Origin of the sequence: Diaphorobacter sp. JS3051 (assembly GCF_015832135.1) — a bacterium.
Taxonomy (GTDB): Bacteria; Pseudomonadota; Gammaproteobacteria; order Burkholderiales; family Burkholderiaceae_C; genus Diaphorobacter; species Diaphorobacter nitroreducens.
In genome coordinates this window covers 3,521,465-3,543,999 of sequence record NZ_CP065406.1, presented here as the reverse complement: position 1 = coordinate 3,543,999, position 22,535 = coordinate 3,521,465, and the positions used below count along the sequence as shown (strand labels likewise).

At 69.9% G+C, this 22,535-nt stretch carries 14 protein-coding genes and 1 tRNA gene; 3 read left to right on the top strand and 12 right to left on the bottom strand.

Features of this window, described 5'->3' with window-relative positions; translation table 11 throughout:
* Positions 1 to 10: 10 nt before the first annotated feature.
* Together I3K84_RS16795 and I3K84_RS16790 are read left to right on the top strand one after the other, a co-directional pair.
* Positions 11 to 4,153, top strand: a complete 4,143-nt coding sequence (locus I3K84_RS16795) for a translocation/assembly module TamB domain-containing protein (protein ID WP_196995019.1) — start codon at positions 11 to 13, stop codon at positions 4,151 to 4,153.
* A 105-nt stretch (positions 4,154 to 4,258) separates the two neighbouring features.
* Positions 4,259 to 4,333: transfer RNA gene (locus I3K84_RS16790), tRNA-Arg, on the top strand.
* A 27-nt stretch (positions 4,334 to 4,360) separates the two neighbouring features.
* On the opposite strand, the gene I3K84_RS16785 is transcribed toward I3K84_RS16790, so the two are convergent.
* The 4 genes from I3K84_RS16785 to I3K84_RS16770 form a co-directional block, all read right to left on the bottom strand.
* Complete coding sequence (locus tag I3K84_RS16785) at positions 4,361 to 4,723, bottom strand: hypothetical protein (RefSeq protein WP_196995018.1); 363 nt, start codon at positions 4,721 to 4,723, stop codon at positions 4,361 to 4,363.
* A 290-nt stretch (positions 4,724 to 5,013) separates the two neighbouring features.
* Positions 5,014 to 6,417: a phosphatidylserine/phosphatidylglycerophosphate/cardiolipin synthase family protein gene (locus tag I3K84_RS16780; RefSeq protein ID WP_015914187.1), complete on the bottom strand. Its 1,404-nt coding sequence runs from the start codon at positions 6,415 to 6,417 to the stop codon at positions 5,014 to 5,016.
* 330 nt (positions 6,418 to 6,747) lie between these two features.
* Complete coding sequence (arsC, locus tag I3K84_RS16775; RefSeq protein ID WP_103737212.1) at positions 6,748 to 7,104, bottom strand: arsenate reductase (glutaredoxin); 357 nt, start codon at positions 7,102 to 7,104, stop codon at positions 6,748 to 6,750.
* Between the two features lie 68 nt (positions 7,105 to 7,172).
* Positions 7,173 to 8,807: an iron ABC transporter permease gene (locus I3K84_RS16770; protein WP_172208396.1), complete on the bottom strand. Its 1,635-nt coding sequence runs from the start codon at positions 8,805 to 8,807 to the stop codon at positions 7,173 to 7,175.
* A gap of 243 nt (positions 8,808 to 9,050) precedes the next feature.
* Here I3K84_RS16770 and I3K84_RS16765 point away from each other — a divergent pair, with 243 nt between their 5' ends.
* Positions 9,051 to 10,127: an ABC transporter ATP-binding protein gene (locus I3K84_RS16765; RefSeq protein ID WP_011806663.1), complete on the top strand. Its 1,077-nt coding sequence runs from the start codon at positions 9,051 to 9,053 to the stop codon at positions 10,125 to 10,127.
* Positions 10,128 to 10,170: 43 nt separating this feature from the next.
* Here the strand turns inward: I3K84_RS16765 and I3K84_RS16760 are convergent, their stop codons facing one another.
* The 8 genes from I3K84_RS16760 to I3K84_RS16725 form a co-directional block, all read right to left on the bottom strand.
* Positions 10,171 to 11,397, bottom strand: coding sequence for a Yip1 family protein (locus I3K84_RS16760; protein ID WP_011806664.1), 1,227 nt, complete (start codon positions 11,395 to 11,397; stop codon positions 10,171 to 10,173).
* Between the two features lie 130 nt (positions 11,398 to 11,527).
* On the bottom strand, positions 11,528 to 12,268 hold the full coding sequence (locus I3K84_RS16755) for a 1-acyl-sn-glycerol-3-phosphate acyltransferase (RefSeq protein WP_015914191.1): 741 nt from the start codon (positions 12,266 to 12,268) through the stop codon (positions 11,528 to 11,530).
* A 19-nt stretch (positions 12,269 to 12,287) separates the two neighbouring features.
* Entirely contained in the window at positions 12,288 to 13,583 is a 1,296-nt protein-coding gene (locus I3K84_RS16750; protein ID WP_011806666.1) for a dihydroorotase, read from the bottom strand.
* Positions 13,584 to 13,796: 213 nt separating this feature from the next.
* Positions 13,797 to 14,759 carry an aspartate carbamoyltransferase catalytic subunit gene (locus I3K84_RS16745; RefSeq protein WP_011806667.1) on the bottom strand — a complete coding sequence of 321 codons (963 nt, stop codon included), beginning with the start codon at positions 14,757 to 14,759 and terminating at the stop codon, positions 13,797 to 13,799.
* Between the two features lie 2 nt (positions 14,760 to 14,761).
* On the bottom strand, positions 14,762 to 15,295 hold the full coding sequence (pyrR, locus tag I3K84_RS16740; protein ID WP_011806668.1) for a bifunctional pyr operon transcriptional regulator/uracil phosphoribosyltransferase PyrR: 534 nt from the start codon (positions 15,293 to 15,295) through the stop codon (positions 14,762 to 14,764).
* Positions 15,292 to 15,711, bottom strand: coding sequence for a Holliday junction resolvase RuvX (ruvX, locus tag I3K84_RS16735; protein ID WP_015914192.1), 420 nt, complete (start codon positions 15,709 to 15,711; stop codon positions 15,292 to 15,294). The genes pyrR and ruvX overlap by 4 nt, the downstream gene beginning before the upstream one ends.
* Positions 15,708 to 16,307, bottom strand: a complete 600-nt coding sequence (locus I3K84_RS16730; RefSeq protein ID WP_011806670.1) for a YqgE/AlgH family protein — start codon at positions 16,305 to 16,307, stop codon at positions 15,708 to 15,710. Before I3K84_RS16730 ends, ruvX begins: the two co-directional genes overlap by 4 nt.
* Positions 16,308 to 16,432: 125 nt before the next feature.
* Positions 16,433 to 22,513, bottom strand: coding sequence for an Hpt domain-containing protein (locus I3K84_RS16725; protein WP_196995017.1), 6,081 nt, complete (start codon positions 22,511 to 22,513; stop codon positions 16,433 to 16,435).
* Between the last annotated feature and the right edge of the window lie 22 nt (positions 22,514 to 22,535).

Below are 22,535 nucleotides of genomic sequence, written 5' to 3'. Positions count from 1 at the left end.
TTGAACCTCCATGACCCACCCCTCCAGCCACCAGCCCTACGCCGCAGGCGCGACGCCCACGCCGCGGCCGCCGCCGCGCCGCCGCGCCGGGCGCTGGGTGCTGGCCACGCTGGGGGGCCTGCTCATGGCGGCGCTGGTGCTGCTGGGCGGGCTGTGGTGGTGGGCCGGCAGCAACACCTCGCTGGCCAGCGCACTGGCGCGCGCGGCGCAATACCTGCCCGAGGGGCAGAGCCTGCAGGCGCGCGACGTGAGCGGCTCGCTGCGCTCGGGCGGCACGATTGGCTGGCTGCGCTGGAGCAGCCCCACGCTGGCCGTGGAGGTGCACGACGCGCGCATCGCCTGGAGCGTCGCGCCGCTGCTGCGCCGCCAACTGCGCCTGGGCGAGGTACGGGCCGCGCAGGTGCTCATCACGCCGCAGGACGTGCCCGGCCCGCAGGAGCCGCCCACTCCGCCGCTGCAGCAGCTGGTGCTGCCACTGCGGATCGAGCTGCCCTTCCACGCGGACCGCATCGACTGGGCCGGCAGCACCGTCGCCGAGCAACTGGAGGGCACCTACCGCTACGACGGCGAGCAACACCGCCTGGCGATGGACCAGGTCACGCTGGCCCAGGGCCGCTACGCGCTGCTGGCCACGTTGCAGGCCCAGGCGCCCATGGCGCTCACCGCCACGCTCAACGGCACGCTGCGCACGCCGGTGCCCGGCAGCGCGCAACCCTTGCAGGCCCTGGCCCAGGCCAGCGCGCAGGGCACGCTGGCCGGCGCGGGCGCACAGATCCAGCTCACGGCCCAGCTGCGCGGCACCGATGGCGCAGGCCCCGCTCATCCACCGCTGCGTGCCGACCTGCAAGCGCGCATCGCCCCCTGGGCCGGTCAACCGCTGCTGCAGGCCGCGGCCGAGGTGCAGGCCCTGGACCTCGCCGCGCTGTGGCCGCAGGCGCCCGCCACCCAACTCAGCGGCACCGCCGCGCTGGAGCCCGCCGAGGCCAACGCGCCCGGCTGGCAGATCCAGGCCGCGTTGCGCAACGCCCTGCCCGGCCCGTGGGACCAGCAGCGCCTGCCTGTCGACACACTGCAGGCCCGCGCCGCGTTCGACGGCACCACCTGGACCGTGTCCGAATCGCTGGCGCGGGTGGGCAGCGGCAGCGTCGCACTGCAGGGCGCCTACACACCCGCCACGCGCGCGCTGCAGGGTCAGGCCGAGGTGCGCGCCCTCAACCCTGCGGCGCTGCACACCCTGCTGGACGCCGCGCCCGTGAACGGCACCGCCAGCGCCGAAAGCCGCGATGCTGCCGAGGGCGGCGCCGTGCGCTTCAGCGCCGACCTGCGCGCCGCCGGCCGCCCCGCCCCCACGGCCGCGGCGAAGGCGAGCACCCCCGCGCCGCTGCGCCTGGACCAGTTGACCGTGCAGGGCCAGTGGCAGGGCGATCGGATCGACATCGCCCGCCTGCAGCTGGACGCCCTGCGGGCGCAAGTGCGCGCCCAGGCGCTGCGCATCGACCTGGCGGGACCGGCCGTGCAAGGCGCGCTGCAGGCCACGCTGCCCGGCGCCAGCGCGCAGTTCGACGGGCAACTCGCACCCCAGCGCGGCAATGGCACGCTGGCCCTGCACATGACGGACACGCAACGCGCGCAGCGCTGGCTGCAGGGCCTGCCGGGCCTGCCCGCTGCATTGGCGGGCTGGAGTCTGGACGGCAACGCCACGCTGACCGCCACCTGGCGCGGCGGCTGGCACGACCTGCAGCGCCAACTGCAGGCCGCGGGCCTGCCGGCAGGCACGGCCGTGGCTGCCGCAACCGCGCCGCAGCGCTTTGACCTGCAGGCCCAGCTGTCCGCGCCGCGCCTGCAGATCGCGCGCGCACCCCAGCCCGGCACGGACGCGGGCCCGCTCACGCTGGAGCTGCGGCGCACCACCGCCACGCTGCAGGGCTCGTTGGCGCGGGCCGCGCTCGACTGGGATGGCGAGCTGCGCCACGGCCCGCAGCCTGACGAGGGCCCTTCCGCCCGCAGCGCCACCCTCACGGGCCAGCGTGCCCAGCTGCGCCTGCGCGCCACGGCGGCCAGCCGCGGCGCGGGCCAATGGCAGGCCCAGTTGGAATCCCTGCAGATGCAGGCCGACGCGGCCGGCCAGCCCGGCCCGTGGAAGCTGCGCCTGGCCGAGCCGGTGGCCATCCAGCTGCGCCAGTCCCCCCAGCTGGTGGTGGAGGCCGGCGCCGGCCAGGCCTTCGTCGAAGGGCCGCGGCCCGGTCATCTGCAACTGCGCTGGCAACCCCTGCGCTATGCCCAGGGCGCGCAGGGTGCCCTGCAGCTGCGCAGCCAGGGCGAACTGAAGGGCCTGCCGCTGGACTGGGCCAACGCCTGGCGCATGGACGGCGACGGCATGCTGGAGCGGGCGGGCCTGGCGGGCGACCTGCTGCTGGACGGCACCTGGGACATCGACGCCGGCGACACGCTGCGCGCCAGCGCCAGCCTGCGGCGCAGCAGCGGCGACCTGCGCATCCTCACGCTGGATGCCACGCCGACCACCGTGGTGCACAGCAGCGGCCAGGGCAAGGGTGCCCAGGCGGCCCAAGCCACGCCCACGCGCGGCACACCCGCCGGCGTGCGCCGGGCCGAACTCACGGTCAGCGCCGAAGGCCCGGCGTTGCGCGCCCGACTGGACTGGGACAGTGAGCGCGCCGGCCAATTGCACGCCGAAGGCAGCACCCAACTGGCGCGCACGCCCGACGGCTGGACCTGGCCCGCCGAGGCCCCACTGGCCGCCACCGTGCGTGCCGAACTGCCCGACGTGGGCGTGTGGTCCGCCCTGGCGCCGCCGGGCTGGCGCGTGCGCGGCACGCTGAGCGCCGACGCGCGCCTGTCCGGCACGCGCACCGCGCCGCAGTGGAGCGGACAGCTGGCGGCGGACCAGTTCGCCATCCGCTCGCTGCTGGACGGCGTGGACCTGCAGGACGGGCGCCTGCGCGCCGCGCTGCAGGGCGACCGGCTCACCATCACCGAGCTGAGCCTGCACGGCGGCCAGGGCAGCCGCGCACGCATCGCGGGCTACAGCGGCAACCGCACCGCGGCGCCGCAGGACGGCGGCACGCTCACCGGCGGCGGCACCGTATCGTGGGGCGCGGCAGGCGCAGGTGGCGCCGGTATCCGCATGGACCTGCGCGCGCAGGCGCGGGCGCTGCAGCTGCTGGTGCGCGCCGACCGGCAGGTCAGCGTCTCGGGCGACCTCACGGCGCGGCTGCAGGGCGGGCAATTCACGCTGCGCGGCCAGCTCACCACCGACCGCGCCACCATCATCCTGCCCGAGGCGGGCGCGCCCACGCTGGGCAGCGACGTGGTGGTGCGCTCCGCCGCATTGGACAAAGAAGCCGCCGCCAAGGCCGCGCGCGACGCGCAGCACGCCCAGAAGGCCGAGGCCGGCGGGCAGGTGCAGGCCGCGCGCGCGCCCGACATCGCCGTCACGCTGGACCTGGGCAACGACTTCGCCCTGCAGGGCCACGGCATCACCACGCGCCTGACGGGGCAGCTGGACATCCGCAGCAGCGGCACGGCCGGCGCCCCGCCGCGCGTGACCGGCGAGGTCCGCACCGTGCAGGGCCGCTACCGCGCCTGGGGCCAGGCGCTGGACGTGGAGACGGGCCTGCTGCGCTTCAACGGCCCCTACGACAACCCGTCGCTGGACGTGCTGGCCATCCGGCCCAACATCAGCGTGCGCGCCGGCGTGCAGGTCACCGGCACGGCCCAGTCGCCGCGCGTGCGCCTGTATGCCGACCCCGACCTGCCGGACGCCGAGAAGCTCTCGTGGGTGGTGCTGGGCCGCAGCGCCGCCAGCGGCGGCGCCGAGGCCGCGCTGCTGCAGCAGGCCGCGCTGGCTCTGCTGGGCGGGGGCTCCGGCAGCGGCACCGGCGGTATCGCCAAGCGCGTGGGACTGGACGAGATCGGCTTCAAGGGCCCCGGCACGGGCGAGGACGCGAGCGCCGCCGCCCTCACCTTCGGCAAGCGCCTGTCCAAGGACCTGTACGTGACCTACGAGCGCAGCCTCTCGGGCGTGCTGGGCACGCTGTACATCTTCTACGACCTGTCGCAGCACCTTACCCTGCGCGGCCAGACGGGCATGCAAAGCGCGGTGGACCTGATCTACACGGTGCGCTACGACTGAAGTTCTATGCCAAAAATCGGCCGTAACGCTTTCCCTTCAAGCGCATGCAGCTATTAACTCAATAGCAAAAGGGCGGCATGGCACCGCCCTTACAATCTTGCCTCCCTCTCCGTAGTTCAATGGATAGAACGAGCGCCTCCTAAGCGCTAGATACAGGTTCGATTCCTGTCGGAGGGACCACTTTCCGGGCAGATGCCGGCGCAGGAACTAGCGCTCGCCATCCGTCCCAGACTTGGGGTCGGTTTCAGGTGCCGCAGGGTCGGTGTCCACCAGCCGGCCCGCCGCAGCGCCGCCCAGCGCACCCGCCACACTGCCCGCCAGGGTGCCCACAAAGACGCCCACCGGCCCCGCCGTGGCAGCGCCTACGGCCGCGCCGGCAGCTGCGCCCGCCATCGCGCCGCCGCCCATCAGCACCGATTTGGATTCGCGCTCCTGGTCTTCGGGCGGCAGGGGCTGCTGTGCCTGCGGCTCCGGGTCTTGTGACGGCACGCCGTGGCCGGGTCGTGCCTGTTCGGCCAGGTCGGGGTCGATGGGTGGGTTCTGGGGAAATCGCGGATCGGTGGCGTTCATGGCGCACTCCTTAAAACAGTGGTGGACGCACGCTGCGTGCGCCCGATATCCCCGTTGTAGTGTGGCGGTGGCTGCGGGCGTGCCCGCCAGCCGGCCGCAGGCGTGTCGGACGAGGGCGCCACCGCATCACTGCACGGCCCCGATCGCGCATCCCACGCCCCATGGGTCCGAAGGGACGTGCGGCGCACCTGTGCCGGGCAACCCGGGCACCACGACTACCCATCGCAGCCGCGCCGCCCAACAGCGAACGCGCCGGCCTACCCTTCGCCCTGCACGGGCGCGGCAGCCGCCTAGAGCTGAAAGCCCACCGAGCGCACCACGCCTTCGATGACGTCGCGCAGCCAGGAGGGCGCACGCGCGTGGTAGGGGCGCGCGCGGGCCAGCAGCTGGTCGCTCCACTGCGCCAGCCAGTGCAGTTCCTGCGGGCCGTAGAACACGGTCATGGCCTCGTAGTTCAGGAACAGGCTGCGCGCGTCCAGGTTGAGCGAGCCGACGAGAGCCAGTTCGTCGTCGATGAGCACCGCCTTGGCATGCACCATGGCCGGGGACAGCCATACCCGCGCACCCGCGGCGGCCAGCTGGCGCAGCGCGCGCTCGCGGGCCAGGTCTGCCAGGCGGTGGTTGGAGCGCGCCGGCACCACCACGCTGACCTGCACGCCGCGCCGGCAGGCCAGGCACCAGGCGTCCAGCAGCGCGTCGTCGGGCACGAAGTACGGCGTGACGGCCACGATGCGCCGCTGGGCATGGTAGGCAGCCGCCAGCAGCAGCGCATGCACGGTGTCGTCGGCATGGTCGGGACCGCTGGGCAGCCACTGCGCCAACGGGCCGTGGGCAGGCGGCGCGGGCAGCGCCGGCGCGGCGGTGCTCCGCGCCTTGCGGCGGCGGCGCAGCACCAGGCCGCGCGCCACACGCCAGTCGGTGGCGAACTGGGCCTGCGCCTGCGCGGCCAGCGGGCCATGGACCTCGTAGCTCAAGTCCGCCCAGGCGGGGTGGCCCGGCCGGTCGATGAAGTACTCGCAGGCCAGGTTGCGCCCGCCGCTCCACAGCCGCTCGCCGTCGGCCACGACCAGCTTGCGGTGGTTGCGCAGGTTGGTGCGCCCGTGCAGCGGGTTGTGCAGCAGCGGCATGAAGCGGCGCACCTGCAGGCCCTGGCGCCGCAGCGCGCGCAGCATGCCGGGCGGCGTGCGCATGCTGCCCAAGGCGTCCACCAGCAGGCGCACGCGCACGCCGCGGTGCACGCAGTCCAGCAGCGCGCGCGCCACCTCGCGCCCCACCTCGTCGTAGGCAAACACGTAGGTGCACAGGTCCAGCCGGTGGCGGGCCGACGCAATGGTGGCCAGCAGCCCCTGCAGCGCCTGCGTGCCGTCGGCATGCAGCACCACCTGCGCATTGCGCACGGCGGGCGCCAGCTCCAGGCTGGCCAGCAGCCGCGTGGCCCAGGGCGGCCCGCCTTCCGTTGCCTCCAGCGGCGGGCCGTGCGGGCGACGTGCGGGCCGCGCGAACTTGCGCGTGCCGAACAAGAGGAACAGCGGTACGACCAGATAGGGAAACGTGACGATGCCCAGCACCCAGCCCATGGCGGCCGAGGGGTGGCGGCGCTGGTGGCCGATGCGCGTGCCCATCACGTACACCAGCAGCCCCACGGCCACGAAGATCGCGTGGCCCAGGCCCGAGAGCACGGCCACGCGGATCATGCGCGGGGGTGGAGCACGCGGCGAGGGCCCGCCGACGACCATTGCTGCACAGCGCGCGCCGCGGCCGCACGGCCAGCGACCGCATGCATGGGCCCCGCATGCGGGGCGCATTCTTCTGGCGGTACGGGTGGTGTCATGGCGCTCTCCCACGGCCCGGAACAGGCAGCATGCCGCCCAGCATATCGGCCCGGCGCCGCGCGCGACTGTAGGAAAGCGGCGCGGCGCCAGGGAATGCGCCTTTTTGCTATTTATTTAATAGCTATTAGCGCTTTAAACATAAGCGTTACAGGCCAATTTAACCGAAATACCCGAAATTCCGATGGCCCGGTATCAGAGCAACTCCAGCACCCGCTCGGGCGGGCGGCACAGCAGGGCACCGCGCGGCGTCACGACGATGGGGCGGTTGAGCAGCACCGGGTGCGCGGCGATGGCGGCAATGAGCTCGGCATCGGTGCGGCCCGGGTCGGCCAGATCCAGCGCGGTGTAGGCGGCCTCCTTGGTGCGCATGACTTCGCGCACGGGCACGCCCAGGCGCGCCACCAAGGCGGTGAGCTGGACGGCATCCAGCGGCTGGGCGAGATAGTCCACAACGGTGGGCTCGATGCCGCGCTCGCGCAGCAGCGCCAAGGCGCCGCGCGAATTGCTGCAGCGGGCGTTGTGGTAGATGGTGATGTCGGCAGGGGTCATGCGCGCAGTGTAGGCCGCCACGCTGGGCCGTACCGGGCCGCCTCGGTGTCCAATGAGGCGGCGCCGGGTCAGCGCGACGACGCGCGCAGCGTGCGGCTCAGCAGGATCACCGGCACCAGCCCCACGGCCACCAGCGCCAGCGAGGGCAGCGCGGCCTCGCCCAGGCGCTCGTCGCGGGCCAGCTGGTAGGCCACCACGGCCAGGGTGTCGCTGTTGAAGGGGCGCAGCACCATGGTGGCCGGCAGCTCTTTCATCACGTCCACAAACACCAGCAGCGCCGCCGCCGCGGTGGAGCGCTTGAGCAGCGGCCAATGCACGCGCGTGAGCACGCCCAGGCTGCCCACGCCCAGCATGCGCGCCGAGTCGTCCAGGCTGGGCGAGACGCGCGCGTAGCCGCTTTGCACCGACTGCAGCGCTACCGCGCAAAAACGCACCAGGTAGGCCCACACAATGCCCACGGCCGTGGCGGTGATGATCGCGGGCAGCCCCCAGCCGGGCGCCGCGGCCTGCATCCAGCCCACGGGCAGCAGCAGACCCACGACGATCACCGCCCCGGGCACGGCGTAGCCCAAGCTGACCAGCTGCACCACGCCACGCGTGAGCGCATCGCGCCGGCGGCGCACGGCAAACGCCAGCACCAGGGCAATGCCCACGGCCAGCACGGCCGTAATACCCCCCAGCCGCACGCTGTTGCCCGCCCATTCGATGAAACGCGACCAGGGCAGCACCGACCAGTCGGCCGCCAGCGGCCGCAGCATGAACAGCACCGGCGCCACGAAGCCCATCAGTACTGGCAGGGCGCACACCAGCCACGCCGCCACGGCGCTTGCACCGCGCAGCCGCGTGGGCTGCGCCTCGGTCGAGCCGGCGCGGCCCACGCCGCCCGTGGCAAAGCGCATGCGCCGCTGCGCGCGCAGCTCCAGCTGCAGCAGCAGCACCACCAGCACGAGGAGTACGGTGGCCAACTGCGCCGCGGCGAGCCGGTCGTCCATGGACAGCCAGGCCTTGTAGATGCCCGTGGTGAAGGTCTGGATGCCGAAGTACGCCGCGACGCCGAAGTCGGCCAGCGTCTCCATGAGCACCAGCGCCACGCCCGCGGCCACCGCCGGGCGTGCCAGCGGCAGCGCCACGCTACGGATGCGCCGCGCGGGCGATGCGCCCAGCAGACGCGCCGCCTCCATGAGGTGCGCCGCACGCTCGCCCAGCGCCGTGCGCGCCAGCAGGTACACGTAGGGGTAGAGCGAGAAGATGAATACCCACACCGCACCGCCCAGGCTGCGCACCTCGGGCAGCAGGCGGCCCTCCAGGCCGAACGTGGCGCGCAGCCCGACCTGCAGCGGGCCGCTGAACTGCAGGAAGTCGGTATACGCGTAGGCCGTCACATAGGCCGGCATGGCCAGGGGCAGCAGCAGCAGCCACTCCAGCGAGCGCCGGCCACGGAAGTCGAACAGCGTGACCGCCGCAGCGCAGGCCGTGCCCACCACGGCCGCGCCCACGGCCACGGCGAGACCCAGCCACAGCGTGGTCCACAGGTACCCCGGCAGCACCGTGGTGGCCATGGCGCGCAGGATGGCGCCGGACTGCGCGCCGCCCTCGCCCCAGGGCAGCCAAGCCCCCAGCACGGCCAGCAGGGGCAGCGTGAGCAGCAAGGCCAACAGGATCAGTGAAGTGGAGCGCAGGGCGCGGCGGATTCGTGGCAGCAAGGGACGGCCGGTAGCGAGGTGCAAGGCGAAGAGAGCGCATCCACCGCCTGCCCGGTGAACCCTGGCAGTTGTGATGCAAATGGGAACAATTCTACGCAACCGCGGGCCGCAGGTCGGCCGCGCCCTACCAGCATGTGGGCCCTGGGGCGGCGCGCCCAGGCGGCGCAGCGCGGGGCCACGCCTGCGCAGTACGGCGCTGCGGCGTGGGGTCATTCAGGGCGGGACACGCCCTAAACTCACGCCATGTTTCTGGAAGTGTCTCAATTGGACGTGCGGTACGCCAACCGCCCGCAAGCCGCCGTGCGCGGCGTGACCTTGGGCCTGGCCGCCGGCGAGATCGGTGTGCTCATCGGCCCCTCGGGCTGCGGCAAGACCACCCTGCTGCGCGCGGTGGCGGGGCTGGAACCCGTCGCCGAAGGAGCCATCCGCCTGGGGGGCGAGGTGGTGGGCGCACCGGGGCGCAGCATGCCCCCCGAGCAGCGGCGCATGGGCATGGTGTTCCAGGACTATGCGCTGTTTCCGCACCTCAGCGTCGGGCGCAACGTGGCTTTCGGCATCCACGCACTCCCCCGGGCGGAGCAGGCCGAACGCGTGCGCGAGTCCCTGGCCCTGGTGGGTCTGGAGGGCAGCGAGGCGCGCTTTCCGCACGAGCTCTCGGGCGGCCAGCAGCAGCGCGTGGCATTGGCGCGCGCGCTGGCACCGCGCCCGCGGCTGATGCTGCTGGACGAGCCGTTTTCCAATCTGGATGTGGACTTGCGCGAGCGACTGGCCCACGAGGTGCGCAGCATCCTCAAGACCGCCGGCGCCACGGCACTGTTCGTCACGCACGACCAGTTGGAGGCCTTCGCCATCGGCGACCGCATCGGCGTGCTGGAGGGCGGCCACCTGCACCAGTGGGACGATGCCTACTCCCTCTACCACCGCCCCGCCACGCGCTTCGTGGCCGACTTCATCGGCCATGGCGTGTTCGCCCCCGCCACGCTGGTGCAGCAGGGCAGCCATGTGGTGGCGCGCACCCCGCTGGGCGACCTGACCGACATCGACGGCTGCCTGCTGCCGGCAAGCTACCCCGGCGGCGAATGCGACGTGCTGCTGCGTGCCGACGACGTGGTGCATGACGACAGCTCACCCGTGCGGGCGCGCATCGTGCGCAAGGCCTTTCGCGGTTCGGAATTTCTGTACACGCTGGAACTGGCCAACGGCCTCACCGTGATGGCCCACGTGCCCAGCCACCATGACCATGCCATGGGCGAGTGGATCGGCATCCGCACGCAGGTCGACCACGTGGTGGCGTTCGCACGGGAGAGCGCCGCACGCTGACCGCGGCCCCCTCAAGCGCCCCTGCCGTCGGGGGGCGCCAGGCTCAAGACTTGTCCTTGCGCGGCAGGTTCTCCAGCGCTGCCAGGTCGATCTGGCCCATGAAGCCCTGTACGTCCTTCAACGGCAGGTTCTCGGCCTCCACCGTGACCACCACGCCGTTCTTGAGCACCGCGCGCAGTTCCGCCTGGCTGCCGTCCTTGGCGTAGCTGTGGTGCAACGTGCGGCCATTCTCCTGCCAGGTCTTTTCCACGATGCCGTCGCTCTCGCGCTCGCCCTGCACCATGCCCGCCAGTTGGGCCAACTGGCCGAATGCACCCGCATCCACGACCGAAATGCGCACAACCTTGTCACCGTTGCCGTACTCGGCCTCCGCCTGGCTGGTCGGCAGGCCTGTGGCAGCGCCGTCGTGGACCTCATAGCTGGTGCGTTCCAGCGAACCCAGCTTGGCGGGCAGCGCGGCCTTGAGCGCATCAACCCCCACCGTCTGGTGCTTGGCACCTCCCATGGCCGCCGCCATCGCCTGGCCTGCGGCTTCGGTCATCTGTTGGGTATCGCCGCTCTTGTGCGCCTGCTCCATGCGGCGGGCAGCCTCTTCCATCTTCTTGCCGGCCTCTTCCAGCTTGGCGGTATCCAGCGTGACCTGCCCACGCGGCGTGTCGATGACCACGGCCGGGCCGCCCGCACTGCCCCACATGGCGGGGCCATGCGGCATGAACAGCGAACCGATGGCCGCAATGACGATGCCCAGCACGATGGCCACCACCACGACCACCGCCGTATAGGGCACGGCGCGCGCAGCCGGGCTGCGCATCAGCAGCGGCAGGCCCAGGTACAGCAGGTACAGCGAATACAGCGCCGCCACCAGGCCCAGGATGGCCAGCGCCGGCAACAGGCTGAACACGCCGCCCAGCATGGCGGCCGTGCTGGCGTAGACCGCGACCTTGAGCGCCTGTCCCTGGTTCTGGGTGCCGCCGAACGTGGGTGCCAACGCATTGATGACCAGGGCCAGCACATACACGCCGACCAGGCTCAACACATAGGACACGGCCATGTTGGCCAGCCCGGCGAGCACCGGTACGCGCATGCTGAAGCCAAAGCCTCCCATGCCGATCAGCGACATGCCGATGAATCCGCAGACGGCCGGAATGGCCGCGAGGATCATCAGGTAACCCGTGAACAGGCGTGCCGTATCGGCAGGCTCCCCATCAATGGCGGCCCAGGTCTCGCGGGGCTTGAGCAAAATCCCCTTCACGCGCTCCATCAGTTGCATGCATCCCTCCCTCGGTTATTGGCAAAGAGGCGCACCATACTGCAGGCGCATGTCGATGCGATGGATGTAAACAGACCGTTACAGTCCCGTTGCACACACATGTGCACTTTTGGCGACAGCAGGAGGCTATTCAGCGCTGGCGCAGATCGTCCACTGCGGCATGCAATGCCTGGCCCCACACCCGGCGGTCGCGCCCCTGCGCACGCTCGGGCATGCCGAAATGCGCCACCGCCGTGATGGGCGGCGCGGTGAGCGTGCGCCAGATGGAGCCCACCAGCGTTTCGTCGCCGATGTAGCTCGGGGCGTGGGTGGTCTGGCCGCTTGCGCGGTCCACGAAGCGCAGGCCGATGGGCTGCACGGGCACGTCCGCCTGCAGTGCAGCCTGCAGCAAGTTGGGGTGAAAGGGCAGCAGCGTGCGCCCGTCGCCGGTCGTGCCTTCGGGAAACACCGCGAGTATTTCGCCCCGCAACAGGGCATCCCGCATGCTGCCCACCATGCGCAGGGCATCGCGCCGCGACGCGCGCTCGATGTACAGCGTGCCCGCTGCCGTGGCGAGCGTGCCGACGATGGGCCAGGCCTGCACGTCGGACTTGGAGATGAAGCGGCAGTAGCGCGCCGCATGCATCACCGGGATGTCGAGCCAGGACAGATGGTTGGCCACCAGCAGCACCGGCCCCTGGCTCGGCGGGGTGCCGCGCACCTCCAGCGTGACCCCCGCGCAGGCCAGCAGGCCCAGCGCCCACGCCTGCACCCGCGCCTGCTGCTGCTCCACCGATAGGCGGGGGAAGCGCAACGCCACCACCAGCAGCCCCTGTGCAGCGTGCAGCACCAGCCGCAACACCCGCCAGCAGGCCCGTAATCCCCGCAGCATGTGCGTGTGCCGGCGTCGCTCAGCCGCGCTCGAACGCGACCTGGCCGCCCACCAGGGTGCAGCGCACCCGGCCCGGCAGTTCATAGGTCGAGAACGGCGTGTGCTTGCCCTGGCTGGCCAGTGCGTCGGCCTGCACGGTCCAATGCGCCGCAGGGTCCAGCACGCACAGGTCGCCCACCCCGCCTTCGATAATGCGGCCCACGCTGGCCTGCAGCGTGCCCAGCGACGTGCCCAGCACCCGCGCGGGCTCTGCGGTGACCACGGCCAGCGCACGCTGCAGCGGCGCGCCGCCTTCCTGCGACCACTTGAGCGCCACGGACAGAAGCAACTCCAGCCCCGTCGCGCCGGGCTCGGCCTCGGCAAATGGCAAAGCTTTGGCATCCTCGTCCACAGGCGTGTGGTCGGACACCAACGCGTCGATGGTGCCATCCAGCAGCGCCGCGGCCAGCGCATCGCGGTCGCGCTGCTGGCGCAGCGGCGGCGTGAGGCGCGCGCGGCTGTCGAAGTAGCCGATGTCCGCATCGGTGAGCATGAGCGAGTTGATGCTCACGTCGCAGCTGACCGGCAGGCCGGCCGCCTTGGCCTGCCGCACCAGATCCACCCCCGCGCTGCTGGACAGGCGGCACAGGTGCACGCGCGCGCCCGTGGTTTTGAGCAACTCGAAGATGGTGTGCAGTGCGATCGTCTCCGCCGCCACGGGCACGCCCGACAGGCCCAACCGTGTGGCCAGGGGGCCGCTGGCGGCCACGCCCTTGCCCAGGTGCAGTTCCTGCGGGCGCAGCCAGACGGTGTAGCCGTAGGTCGCGGCGTACTGCAGCGCGCGCTGCAGCACCTGGGTGCTGGTCAGCGGCACCTCGGCCTGGCTGAAGCCCACGCAGCCGGACTCCGTCAGCTCGGCCATCTCGGTCAGCACCTCGCCGGCCAGCCCACGCGTGACTGCGCCCAAGGGGAACAGCCGCGCCTGGTGCAGCTTCTCGGCGCGGAACTTGAGCATCTGCACCAGACCAGGCTCGTCGAGCACCGGGTCGGTGTCGGGCGGGCAGACCAGGCTGGTCACGCCACCCGCGACGGCCGCTGCCATCTCGGACTCCAGCATGCCCTCATGCTCATGCCCCGGCTCGCGCAGGCGCGCCGCCAGGTCCACCAGACCCGGCAGCACCAGGCAGCCGCTGGCATCGATCACGCGGGTGGGCGTGAAACCCTGGGGCTCGCGGTCCACCGCGATGATGCGGCCCGCGGCCAGCGCCACGTTGCACACCTTGTCGAGGCCGCTGGCGGGGTCGATGACGCGGCCGTTCTGGATGAGGATTTTCATGGTTCTAAGCCAAATTGGCCGTTAGCGCCCGTCCCACAAGCGCTAGCAGCTATCAACACAATAGCAAATGAGTCATGCTGGTGATCCATGGCGCCGTGCGCCACCCACACCCCATGAAACTGGGGCAACCCAGGTCGGGGCCGCCGTGCAAGGGCCGCCCCGCCGTGTTCGCGGCGTCCCCCTGGGGGGAAGGCGCGAAGCGGCTCAGCGAGGTCATGCTTCATTCCCTGCCACGATGGACATGACCGCCATGCGCACCGCGATGCCGAAGGTGACCTGCGGCAGGATCACGGCCTGCGGACCGTCCACCACGGCGGAGTCGATCTCCACGCCGCGGTTGATGGGGCCCGGGTGCATGACGATGGCATCGGGTTTGGCCAGCCGCAGCTTCTCGGGCGTGAGTCCGAAGCTCTTGAAGTACTCTTGGCTGGAAGGCAGCAGCGCACCGCTCATGCGCTCGTTCTGCAGGCGCAGCGTGATCACCACGTCGCAGCCTTTGATGCCTTCCTCCAGGTTGTGGAACACGCGCACGCCCATCTGCGCCATGTCGGAAGGCACCAGCGTGCGCGGGCCCACCACGCGCACCTCGGCTGCGCCCAGGGTGGTCAGGGCATGGATGTCCGATCGCGCCACGCGCGAATGCAGCACGTCGCCCACGATGGCCACCGTGAGGTTGGAGAAGTCCTTCTTGTAGTGGCGGATGGTGTACATGTCCAGCAGCCCCTGCGTGGGGTGCGAGTGCCGGCCGTCCCCGGCGTTCACCACGTGCACGTGCGGTGCCACATGCTGTGCGATCAGGTAGGGCGCGCCCGATTCGCTGTGGCGCACGACGAAGATGTCCGCCGCCATGGCGCTCAGGTTGTCGATGGTGTCCAGCAGCGTCTCGCCCTTGGCGGTGGAGCTGCGCGCGATATCCAGATTGAACACGTCGGCCGACAGGCGCTTGGCCGCGATCTCGAACGTGGTGCGCGTGCGCGTGCTGTTCTCGAAGAACAGGTTGAACACGCTCTTGCCGCGCAGCAGCGGCACCTTCTTGACCTCGCGCTCCTGGACGCTGACGAAGTTGGTGGCCGTGTCCAGGATGTGCGTGACGATGTCCTTGGGCAGGCCCTCGATCGACAGCAGGTGGATCAGCTCGCCGTTCTTGTTGAGTTGGGGGTTGCGCTTGTACAGCACCGTCAGACCTCTTTGACGTCGAAATGGAAAGCGCCGGCCTCGCTGCGGGCCAGTGCCAGCGATTGCGTGGGCGGCAGCGCCACGCGCGCCGCAGCGAACTCGGCGGCCACCGGCAGCTCGCGGCCGCCGCGGTCCACCAGCACCGCCAGGCGCACGCGCGCCGGGCGGCCGTAGTCGAACAGCTCATTGAGTACGGCGCGGATGGTGCGGCCGGTGTAGAGCACATCGTCCAGCACCAGGATGTCCGCGCCATTCACGTCGAACGGCAGCGTGGTCTGCGCGCTGGAGGCCAGGCCCCGCTGGGAGAAATCGTCGCGGTGCATGGCGGACGACAGCACCCCGGCCTGGCCCGGCAAGCCCAGGTCCTTTTGCAGACGCTCGGCCAGCCAAGCACCGCCCGAGGCGATGCCCGCCAAGTAGGTGTCAGATTCGCGCAGCATGCGCACGCCGCGCAGCAGCTCGGCGTACAGCGCCTCGGCATCCAGCGTGAGATGGCCCGGGCGCGTGGCACCCGGCGGGGTCGTAGCAGAACTCATGGCAGGTTCCTCAAAAACTGTTCCAGGATGATGCAGGCCGACGCGGCGTCGGCATCAGCCGCGCCCGCAGAAAGGGCCTCGGTGGTGCTGTAGCGCTCGTCCACCTCGAAGACCGGCAGGCCGAAGCGCCCGCGCAGCTGGCGCGCGAACTTGAGCGCACGGGCGGTGTTCTCATGGGCAGCCCCGTCGGGATGCAGCGGCACGCCCACCACCAGGGCATCGGGCTGCCATTCGCGGATACGCTCGGCCACCTGGGCGAAGCGGGCATCGCCCTCCGCGCGGATCGTGCCCTGGGGCGTGGCGCTGCGCAGCATGCGCGTACCCACGGCGACGCCGGTGCGCTTGAGCCCGTAATCGAAAGCCAGAAAGGATTGGAAATGCGCGGGGACGACGGCTGGAGCAGGCTGGCCGCTCATGCATGCCCCGCTTCGGGCGACAGCATCCACGACTGCAGGCCCAGCAACCCCAGAGCACGGTCATAGCGCTCTTGCACAGGCGTTTCGAAGATGACCGACACGTCCGCACCCACGGTGAGCCAGCTGTTTTCGGCCAATTCGGACTCCAGTTGGCCTTCGCCCCAGGCCGAGTAGCCCAGCGTCACGAGGACGCGCCGTGGGCCCGCACCATGGGCCAGCGCCTCCAGCACATCCTTGGAAGTGGTCATTTCCAGCCCGCCGGGGATGGTCATCGTGGAGGCGTAGGGCGACTCGTCCTCGCTCTCCTGTGGGCCGCGCATAGCCTCGTGCAGCACGAAGCCGCGCTCGGTCTGTACCGGGCCGCCCTGGAATACCGGCTGCAGCGTGAGATCCTCTCGCCCGAGGGACAGGTCCACCTTCTCGAACAGCCCTTCCAGGCTGATAGGCGTGGGTTTGTTGATGATCAAACCCAGCGCGCCGCGCTCGCTGTGCTCGCACAAATACACCACACTGCGCGAAAAAGAGGCATCTTCCACGCCCGGCATGGCGATCAGGAAGTGGTGCGTCAGATTCATGGGCGCGGTATCGGCAGGCATGCGGCAATTTTACGGCCAACCACCGCATCGGCCCGTTATCCGAGGGCATCGCCCCGGCGCACAAAAGACAAGGCCCGGCAGGCGTGCAGCCTGCCGGGCCTGGGTGACACTGGACTGCGTCGCCGTCAGGCGGTTGCTGCCTCCGTGTTCAGGCTGGCGTAGTGGCGCACCAGGCTCATCAGCTCCTCGTCGGAGTAGGGCTTGCCCAGGTAGTGGTTCACGCCGAGTTCCATCGCATGGTCGCGGTGCTTCTGCGCAATGCGCGAAGTGATCATGATGATCGGCAGGTCCTGCAGCGCAGCGTCGGAGCGGATGTTGCGCGCGAGATCAAAACCGTCCATGCGCGGCATCTCGATGTCGGACAACACGACCGCGGGGCGCTCTTCCTGCAGGCGCTCCAGCGCCTGCAGGCCGTCGGCCGCCAGGGCCACTCGGTAGCCTTCGCGCTGCAGCAGGCGCTGCGTGACGCGGCGCACGGTGATCGAGTCGTCCACCACCAGGATCAAGGGCACCTGCTGCACCGGCACCAGCAGCGAAGCGGCGGGCGTGCCGCCCTCGGCAGCCACCACCGCGCCGGCTTGGTCCACCGCCGGTGCGTGCGTGGCCGCGCGCACCTGGTCGCCGTACACCGTGGCCAGCGCCACCGGGTTGTAGATCAGCACCACGGTGCCCGAAGCCAGCACGGACATGCCCGCGAGGCCTGGCAGACGCGACAGCTGCGGCCCCAGGTTCTTCACCACGACTTCCTGGTTGCCCAGCACTTCGTCCACGTGCATCGCGACGCGCTGCGACGCGCTGCGCAGGATCACCACGGGGCGGCTCTTGCCCGTGACCTCCGTGCTGCGCGAGGACGACTGGAGCAATGCACCCGCCCAGTAGAAGGGCAGATCCTCCAGGCCATCCGAGAAGGTATGGCTGGCGTAGGCAGCGTCGAGCTCCGTGCCGGAACTGCGGCGCACGATCTCCACCAGGTTGGCTGGCACGCCGATGGTCAGGTTGCCCGCGCGCAGCATCACCACCTGGGTCACCGCTGTCGTGAGCGGCAGCACCATGCGGAAGGACGTTCCCTTGCCCGCCTCGGTGGAGGTCTCGATGCGGCCACCCAGGGCATTCACCTCCGAGCGCACCACGTCCATGCCGATACCACGGCCAGAAAGGCCCGTGATCTCCGACGCCGTGGAGAAGCCCGGCATGAAGATCAGGTTGGCCGCCTCGCCATCGCTCAGCTGCGCATCGGGGGCAATCAACCCTTGCGCCACGGCCTTGTCCCGGATGCGGGCGATGTTCAGGCCTGCCCCGTCGTCGCGGAACGCCACCGACACGTCGTTGCCCTCGTGCCGCAAGTCGATGGAGATCGAACCCACAGGAGCCTTGCCGGCAGCGGCACGCATCTCGGGTTCCTCGATGCCGTGCCCCACGCAGTTGCGCAGCAGGTGCTCGAACGCAGGGGTCATGCGGTCCAGCACGCCGCGGTCCATCTCGATGGAACCACCCGAAATGTCCAGCTTGATCTGCTTGCCGGTTTCCTTGGATGCCTGGCGCACCACCGCATAGAGGCGCTCCGAGATGCCCTCGAACTCCACCATGCGCGTGCGCAGCAGGTCGCGCTGCAACTCACGTGCCTGGCGTCCCTGGGCGATCAGATCGTCTTCGGCGTCTTCCATCGCACGCTGCATGTTGCGCTGCACGGTGGCCACGTCGTTGACCGACTCCGCCATCATGCGTGTCAGTTCCTGAACGCGGGTGAAGCGGTCGAATTCCAGCGGATCGAAGCCCGCCGCCATGTCCTTGGACAGGGCCAAGCGGGACTGCATCTGTGATTCCGCCTGTACCTCGATGTCACGCAACTGCTGGCGCAGGCGCTCCAGGTTGCCCGACAAATCGGTCAGCGAACTGCGCAGTTGCGACATGCGCACGTCCAGCCGCGAACGCGCGATCATCACTTCGCCCGCCTGGTTCACCAGCCGGTCGAGCAGTTGCGAACGTACGCGCACGGAATGCCCACCTGCCGCACGCAGGGGGGCCGGCGCAGGGGCTGCACCCAACGGCGCACGCAACGCAACGGGCGGAGCGAGCGGCTGGGAAAGCCCTGGCGCGGTAGCGGATTGGACCACCTGTGCGTCATGCCCATGCTCAGCGGCCGGTGCCACCGGCTCCGCTCCAGTTGCGCGCAGCGCGTCGAAACTCGTCTGCAAAGCGTCGAAGTTGACCAGCAAGGGCTCAATGTCTGCGGCCGCCACGGTTTCCGTGTCGATCTGCTCCACGGCCGTTTCCATGCGATGCGCCATTTCGCCAAGCCGCATCGCGCCTGCCAGGCGCGCACTGCCCTTGAGGGTGTGCAGGGCGCGCAGCAGTTCGCTGCGTGCGCCCAGGTTCTCCGGCCGGGACGACCACTGGCGCAACGCCCCACCCAGCGTGGGCAGCAGTTCAACCGCTTCTTCCTCGAAAATGGGGAACAGATCGGGGTCGATGTTGTCCATCGCATCGATGTCGTCATCGATATCGACGGTGGTCGACACGGCAGGCGCGACAGTATCGCCAATCACGCGGTCGTGGCCTACGGAGAGCGTAGGCGCCACCACGGGCGATGGGGCAGTCGGCTCGTCGACGGTCGTCGCATGCGCGGTGCCCTGAGGCGTTGCCGGAGCCGGCTCCAGCGTCTCAAATGCTTGTGCCTCTGCCTCGGCGAAAGCACGGTCTTCCAGCGACACCATGCCGCTGATCACTTCGGTCTGCAGGATCTCGTTGAGCTGTTCCAGCACCGAGGCGCTGGGCTCCTTCAGGAAGCCTGCGGCGAATTGGTGCAGCAGCCTCCGGATGTCCTCGGCAGCGGCGTTGAATGCCTGCGCATGCTCGGGGAGACCCTGCTGCAGCAGTTGAACATGCTGCAGCGTATGTTCCAGGGTACGCGCAAGATTGGACAGTGCCAAGAACCCGACAGTGGCAGAGCTGCCTGCCAGCGAGTGCGCCAACGCCACCGCGCTGTCCGGCAGCGGCTGGTGCAATTCCAGCGACCATTCCTGCAACGCAGTCACGAGGCGGCGCGACCATTCGTCGGCCTCGTTGAGGTACACGTTGTACAGCGGTATGCCGATGCGCAGGTGCTCGATGACCTTGACCGCTTCGTCGACCGCTTCCTCCACCGGACCGTCCGTCCCAGCCACGGTTTCAGCGGCTTGCGCAGACGGTACGTCCGCCGCTGGCTCCTCGTCCAGGATGAACTCGGGTTGGACGCCATCCGTGCCGATAAAGAATGTCTCGTCCTGCCGCACCGCGGATGCGTTATCCGCCGGCTCCGCCACCGTGTCAGCCGCTACTGTTGAAGCGGGTTCGCCGACCTCCTGTGCTGGCGCATCGGTGGCTTGCAGCGCAGCCTCGAACAGGGAGAAATCCACCTCCTCCGTCGCCGTCTCGGGAGCTGCGGGCACCCCCTCCACCGGCAACACGGCCTGGTCGGCCTCATCCGCATCGATGAAGGTGTCGACAAAGTCGCCGCCCACTTCCTCATGGCCCGCCGTCGCGTCCTGAGACGGCACGTCGACATCCGGCAGCACCAGATCAAACTCCAGCGCGGCAGCGTTGGCGTGGGCGTCAACCGCTTCGAGCGGTGCAGGCGGTTCAATGGCAAATGCTTGTGGTTCGGCCGCGGGCTCAGGAAGGTCTGGCACCGACAACACGGGCTCGTCAGGCAACAGCGGTTCTGCGGGCACTTGCGGCGCCACGGCCGCAGTGGTGTCCGCAGAATCGGATGAGGGCACGCCCAGTGGCAGCAACGTGCCATCCGTGCGCATCGCATCCGCCGCAACCCGGAAGGCTTCGGCCTTCCACGGGTCGGCAGCTCCTGCTGCGATGTCATCGGCCCATCGACCAAAGGCGCCCAACGCCTCGGAGGAGAGTTGCAGCAGCGCTTCCTTGATGGGTTTTTGCTCGGCCAGCCAGGCATTGAGCGTCTGCTCCATGGACCACGCGGCTTCACCAAATTCGTTCAGTCCCACCATGCGCGAGCTACCCTTGAGGGTATGGAAGGCCCGCCGCAGCGTGGTCTGCTCGCTCAGGTCACCCGGTGCAGCACGCAGCGCGTCGATGGCCGACAAGCCGGTGGCGACAACTTCGCGCGCCTCTTCCAGGAAGATGTCGAGCAGTTCATCCTCGCCATCGTCCTCCGGCAGGGCTGCGGCAGCGACGTTGCTCGAAGGAACCACTGGAAGCGCGGGCTCTTCCGGAGCGACCACCGCCGAAACGGCGCCTTCCGACGTCGCCACGTCCACGTCAAGCAGCGAAAAATCAATGTCCGCCAGTGCAGACGGCGTGGCGCTCTCGACCACAGCCGCCGCCGCGGGTTCGGGTGCGTCGGGGAATGGGAGCTCCAACGCGGGTACGGCAGGCGCTTCCTGATCATGCGCGCCCGGATGAGGCAGTTGCGCACGCGCCCGCCCCATGAGGACACGCAACTCGCCCAGCTCTTCGTCGTAAACGAAGAGCTTGCGCGCCATGGCACGCTGGTAGCTCAGCATGTCGATGAGAAAGCCCAGCGCTCCCAGGCTGTTGCCCAGTTTCTCGAAAACCTGCGGGCGCTCTTCCTCGGGCAGGTCGTTGGTCAGCATGCGCTCGACCGTGTCGCGCATGCGCACCACGGCCAAGGAGGCCTGATCCAGTCCCAGCACGGACAGCACGCCGCGCATCTGCTGCAGGCTGCCAGGCACGGAGGCAAGCAGGGTCATGTCTTCCGGGCTGCGGAAGAACTGGTCCATGGACTTCTCTGCCTCTGCCAGAGTCGCACGCAGTTCACCGACCACGCTACCCATGGTCTGGTGGTCACTGACGCGGCGATACAGCTCTTCCATCCAGGGTTCAAGAGGCTGCGATTCCCCGCCGGCAACCACGCTGTCCAGTCGCTCGGACAGCCGCGCAGCTCGCTCCGCCATGTACTGCTGGGCGGCATCCAGTTCCTCGAAGGACGCCTGCAGATACAGCACAGAGGTGGCCACTTCCATGGCCAGCGCTGCCGAAGGAGGCTCGCCCGACCGCGTGGTGGCCTCCAGGGCACGCGTCAGGGCCAGTGCCAGGCTTTCGCTGTCCGGGTGCAGTTTGCGCAATGAATCGCACACCAGGCTGAACTGGTCCGCTGCCGGTTTGAGCTTGTTGCGGTCTCCACCCGCAAGTGCGGACCAGGTTTCCGTGGCCGCGGCAATGCGCTTGCGCGCCTGCGCAAGAATGGCAGGGTCGAAAAGACCGAAGCGCGGCTGGTCATAGTCCACCGGCTGGTAGCGATTCAAATCAAACGCGCGCCGCACGGCCGTCAGTACCGGCATGCGGGAAGCTGCATCCGCCGTCGCAGGCACCACGGCCTGGGCGCAGAAGAACAGAAGATCCTGCACCAGACGGTCGCTGATCGCCGTGTCCCCCTTGGCCAAGGTGGCGTATTGCATCAGCACGCGCGAAGCGACGCGCTTGGCATACAGGTCCGGATTGAGTGCCTGCTGCGCCAACGCCTCGAAAAAGCCTGCACAGATCTTCCAGAAAGCGCGAGCCTGGCGGTCGGTCTGCGCCGCAGCGAAGCCCAGGCAGGTTGTCTGCATGTCTGCAGCGGCGCCCGGGTCCGCATTCTTCACCAGCCGCAGTACCGCGCTGTCCAGCCGCGCACGCGCTTCCGATCCATAGGGCAGCGGCGCAGCGGCAACCGGCACGTCAGGATCATGGAAGCGCCGCTCCACGGGCCACAAGTCCGCTGGATGCACCCGCTCGCCCCCCGCCAGCGTCTGCGCCTCGCGGTACTGGGGAAACAGCGCCACCGGCGACACGGACTTGCCTGCGAGCACATGCTCCAGGTATTCGATCAAGGCAAAGCTGGCGCGCTCGATGACGGCCGCTGCATCATCGCTGCAGGTCTCCGGCCGCTGAACGAACCGCTGGACCGCCGTTTCCATGGCGCGCAACACCAGGGCCGGAGGCGCCATCCCCACCATCTCCAGCGCGCCGCTGGCCTGGTGGAGTTGCTGGCGTGCGATGCGCAAGGGCCCCGCGTCCAGTGAGGCGAGATCGGACTCCCGCGCTATCTCGGCATCGCGCACGAAACGGCGCATGGCCTTGACGGCACCATCCAAGGATTTGCGCAGTTCATCGAGCACCCATGCGAGCGGCCCAAGATCCTGCTCGCCCTGGGCCCAATCGGCGCCCTGTGCGTTTGCGGCGTCAACAGATGACATGGATTCGTCCCCGGCTGATCCG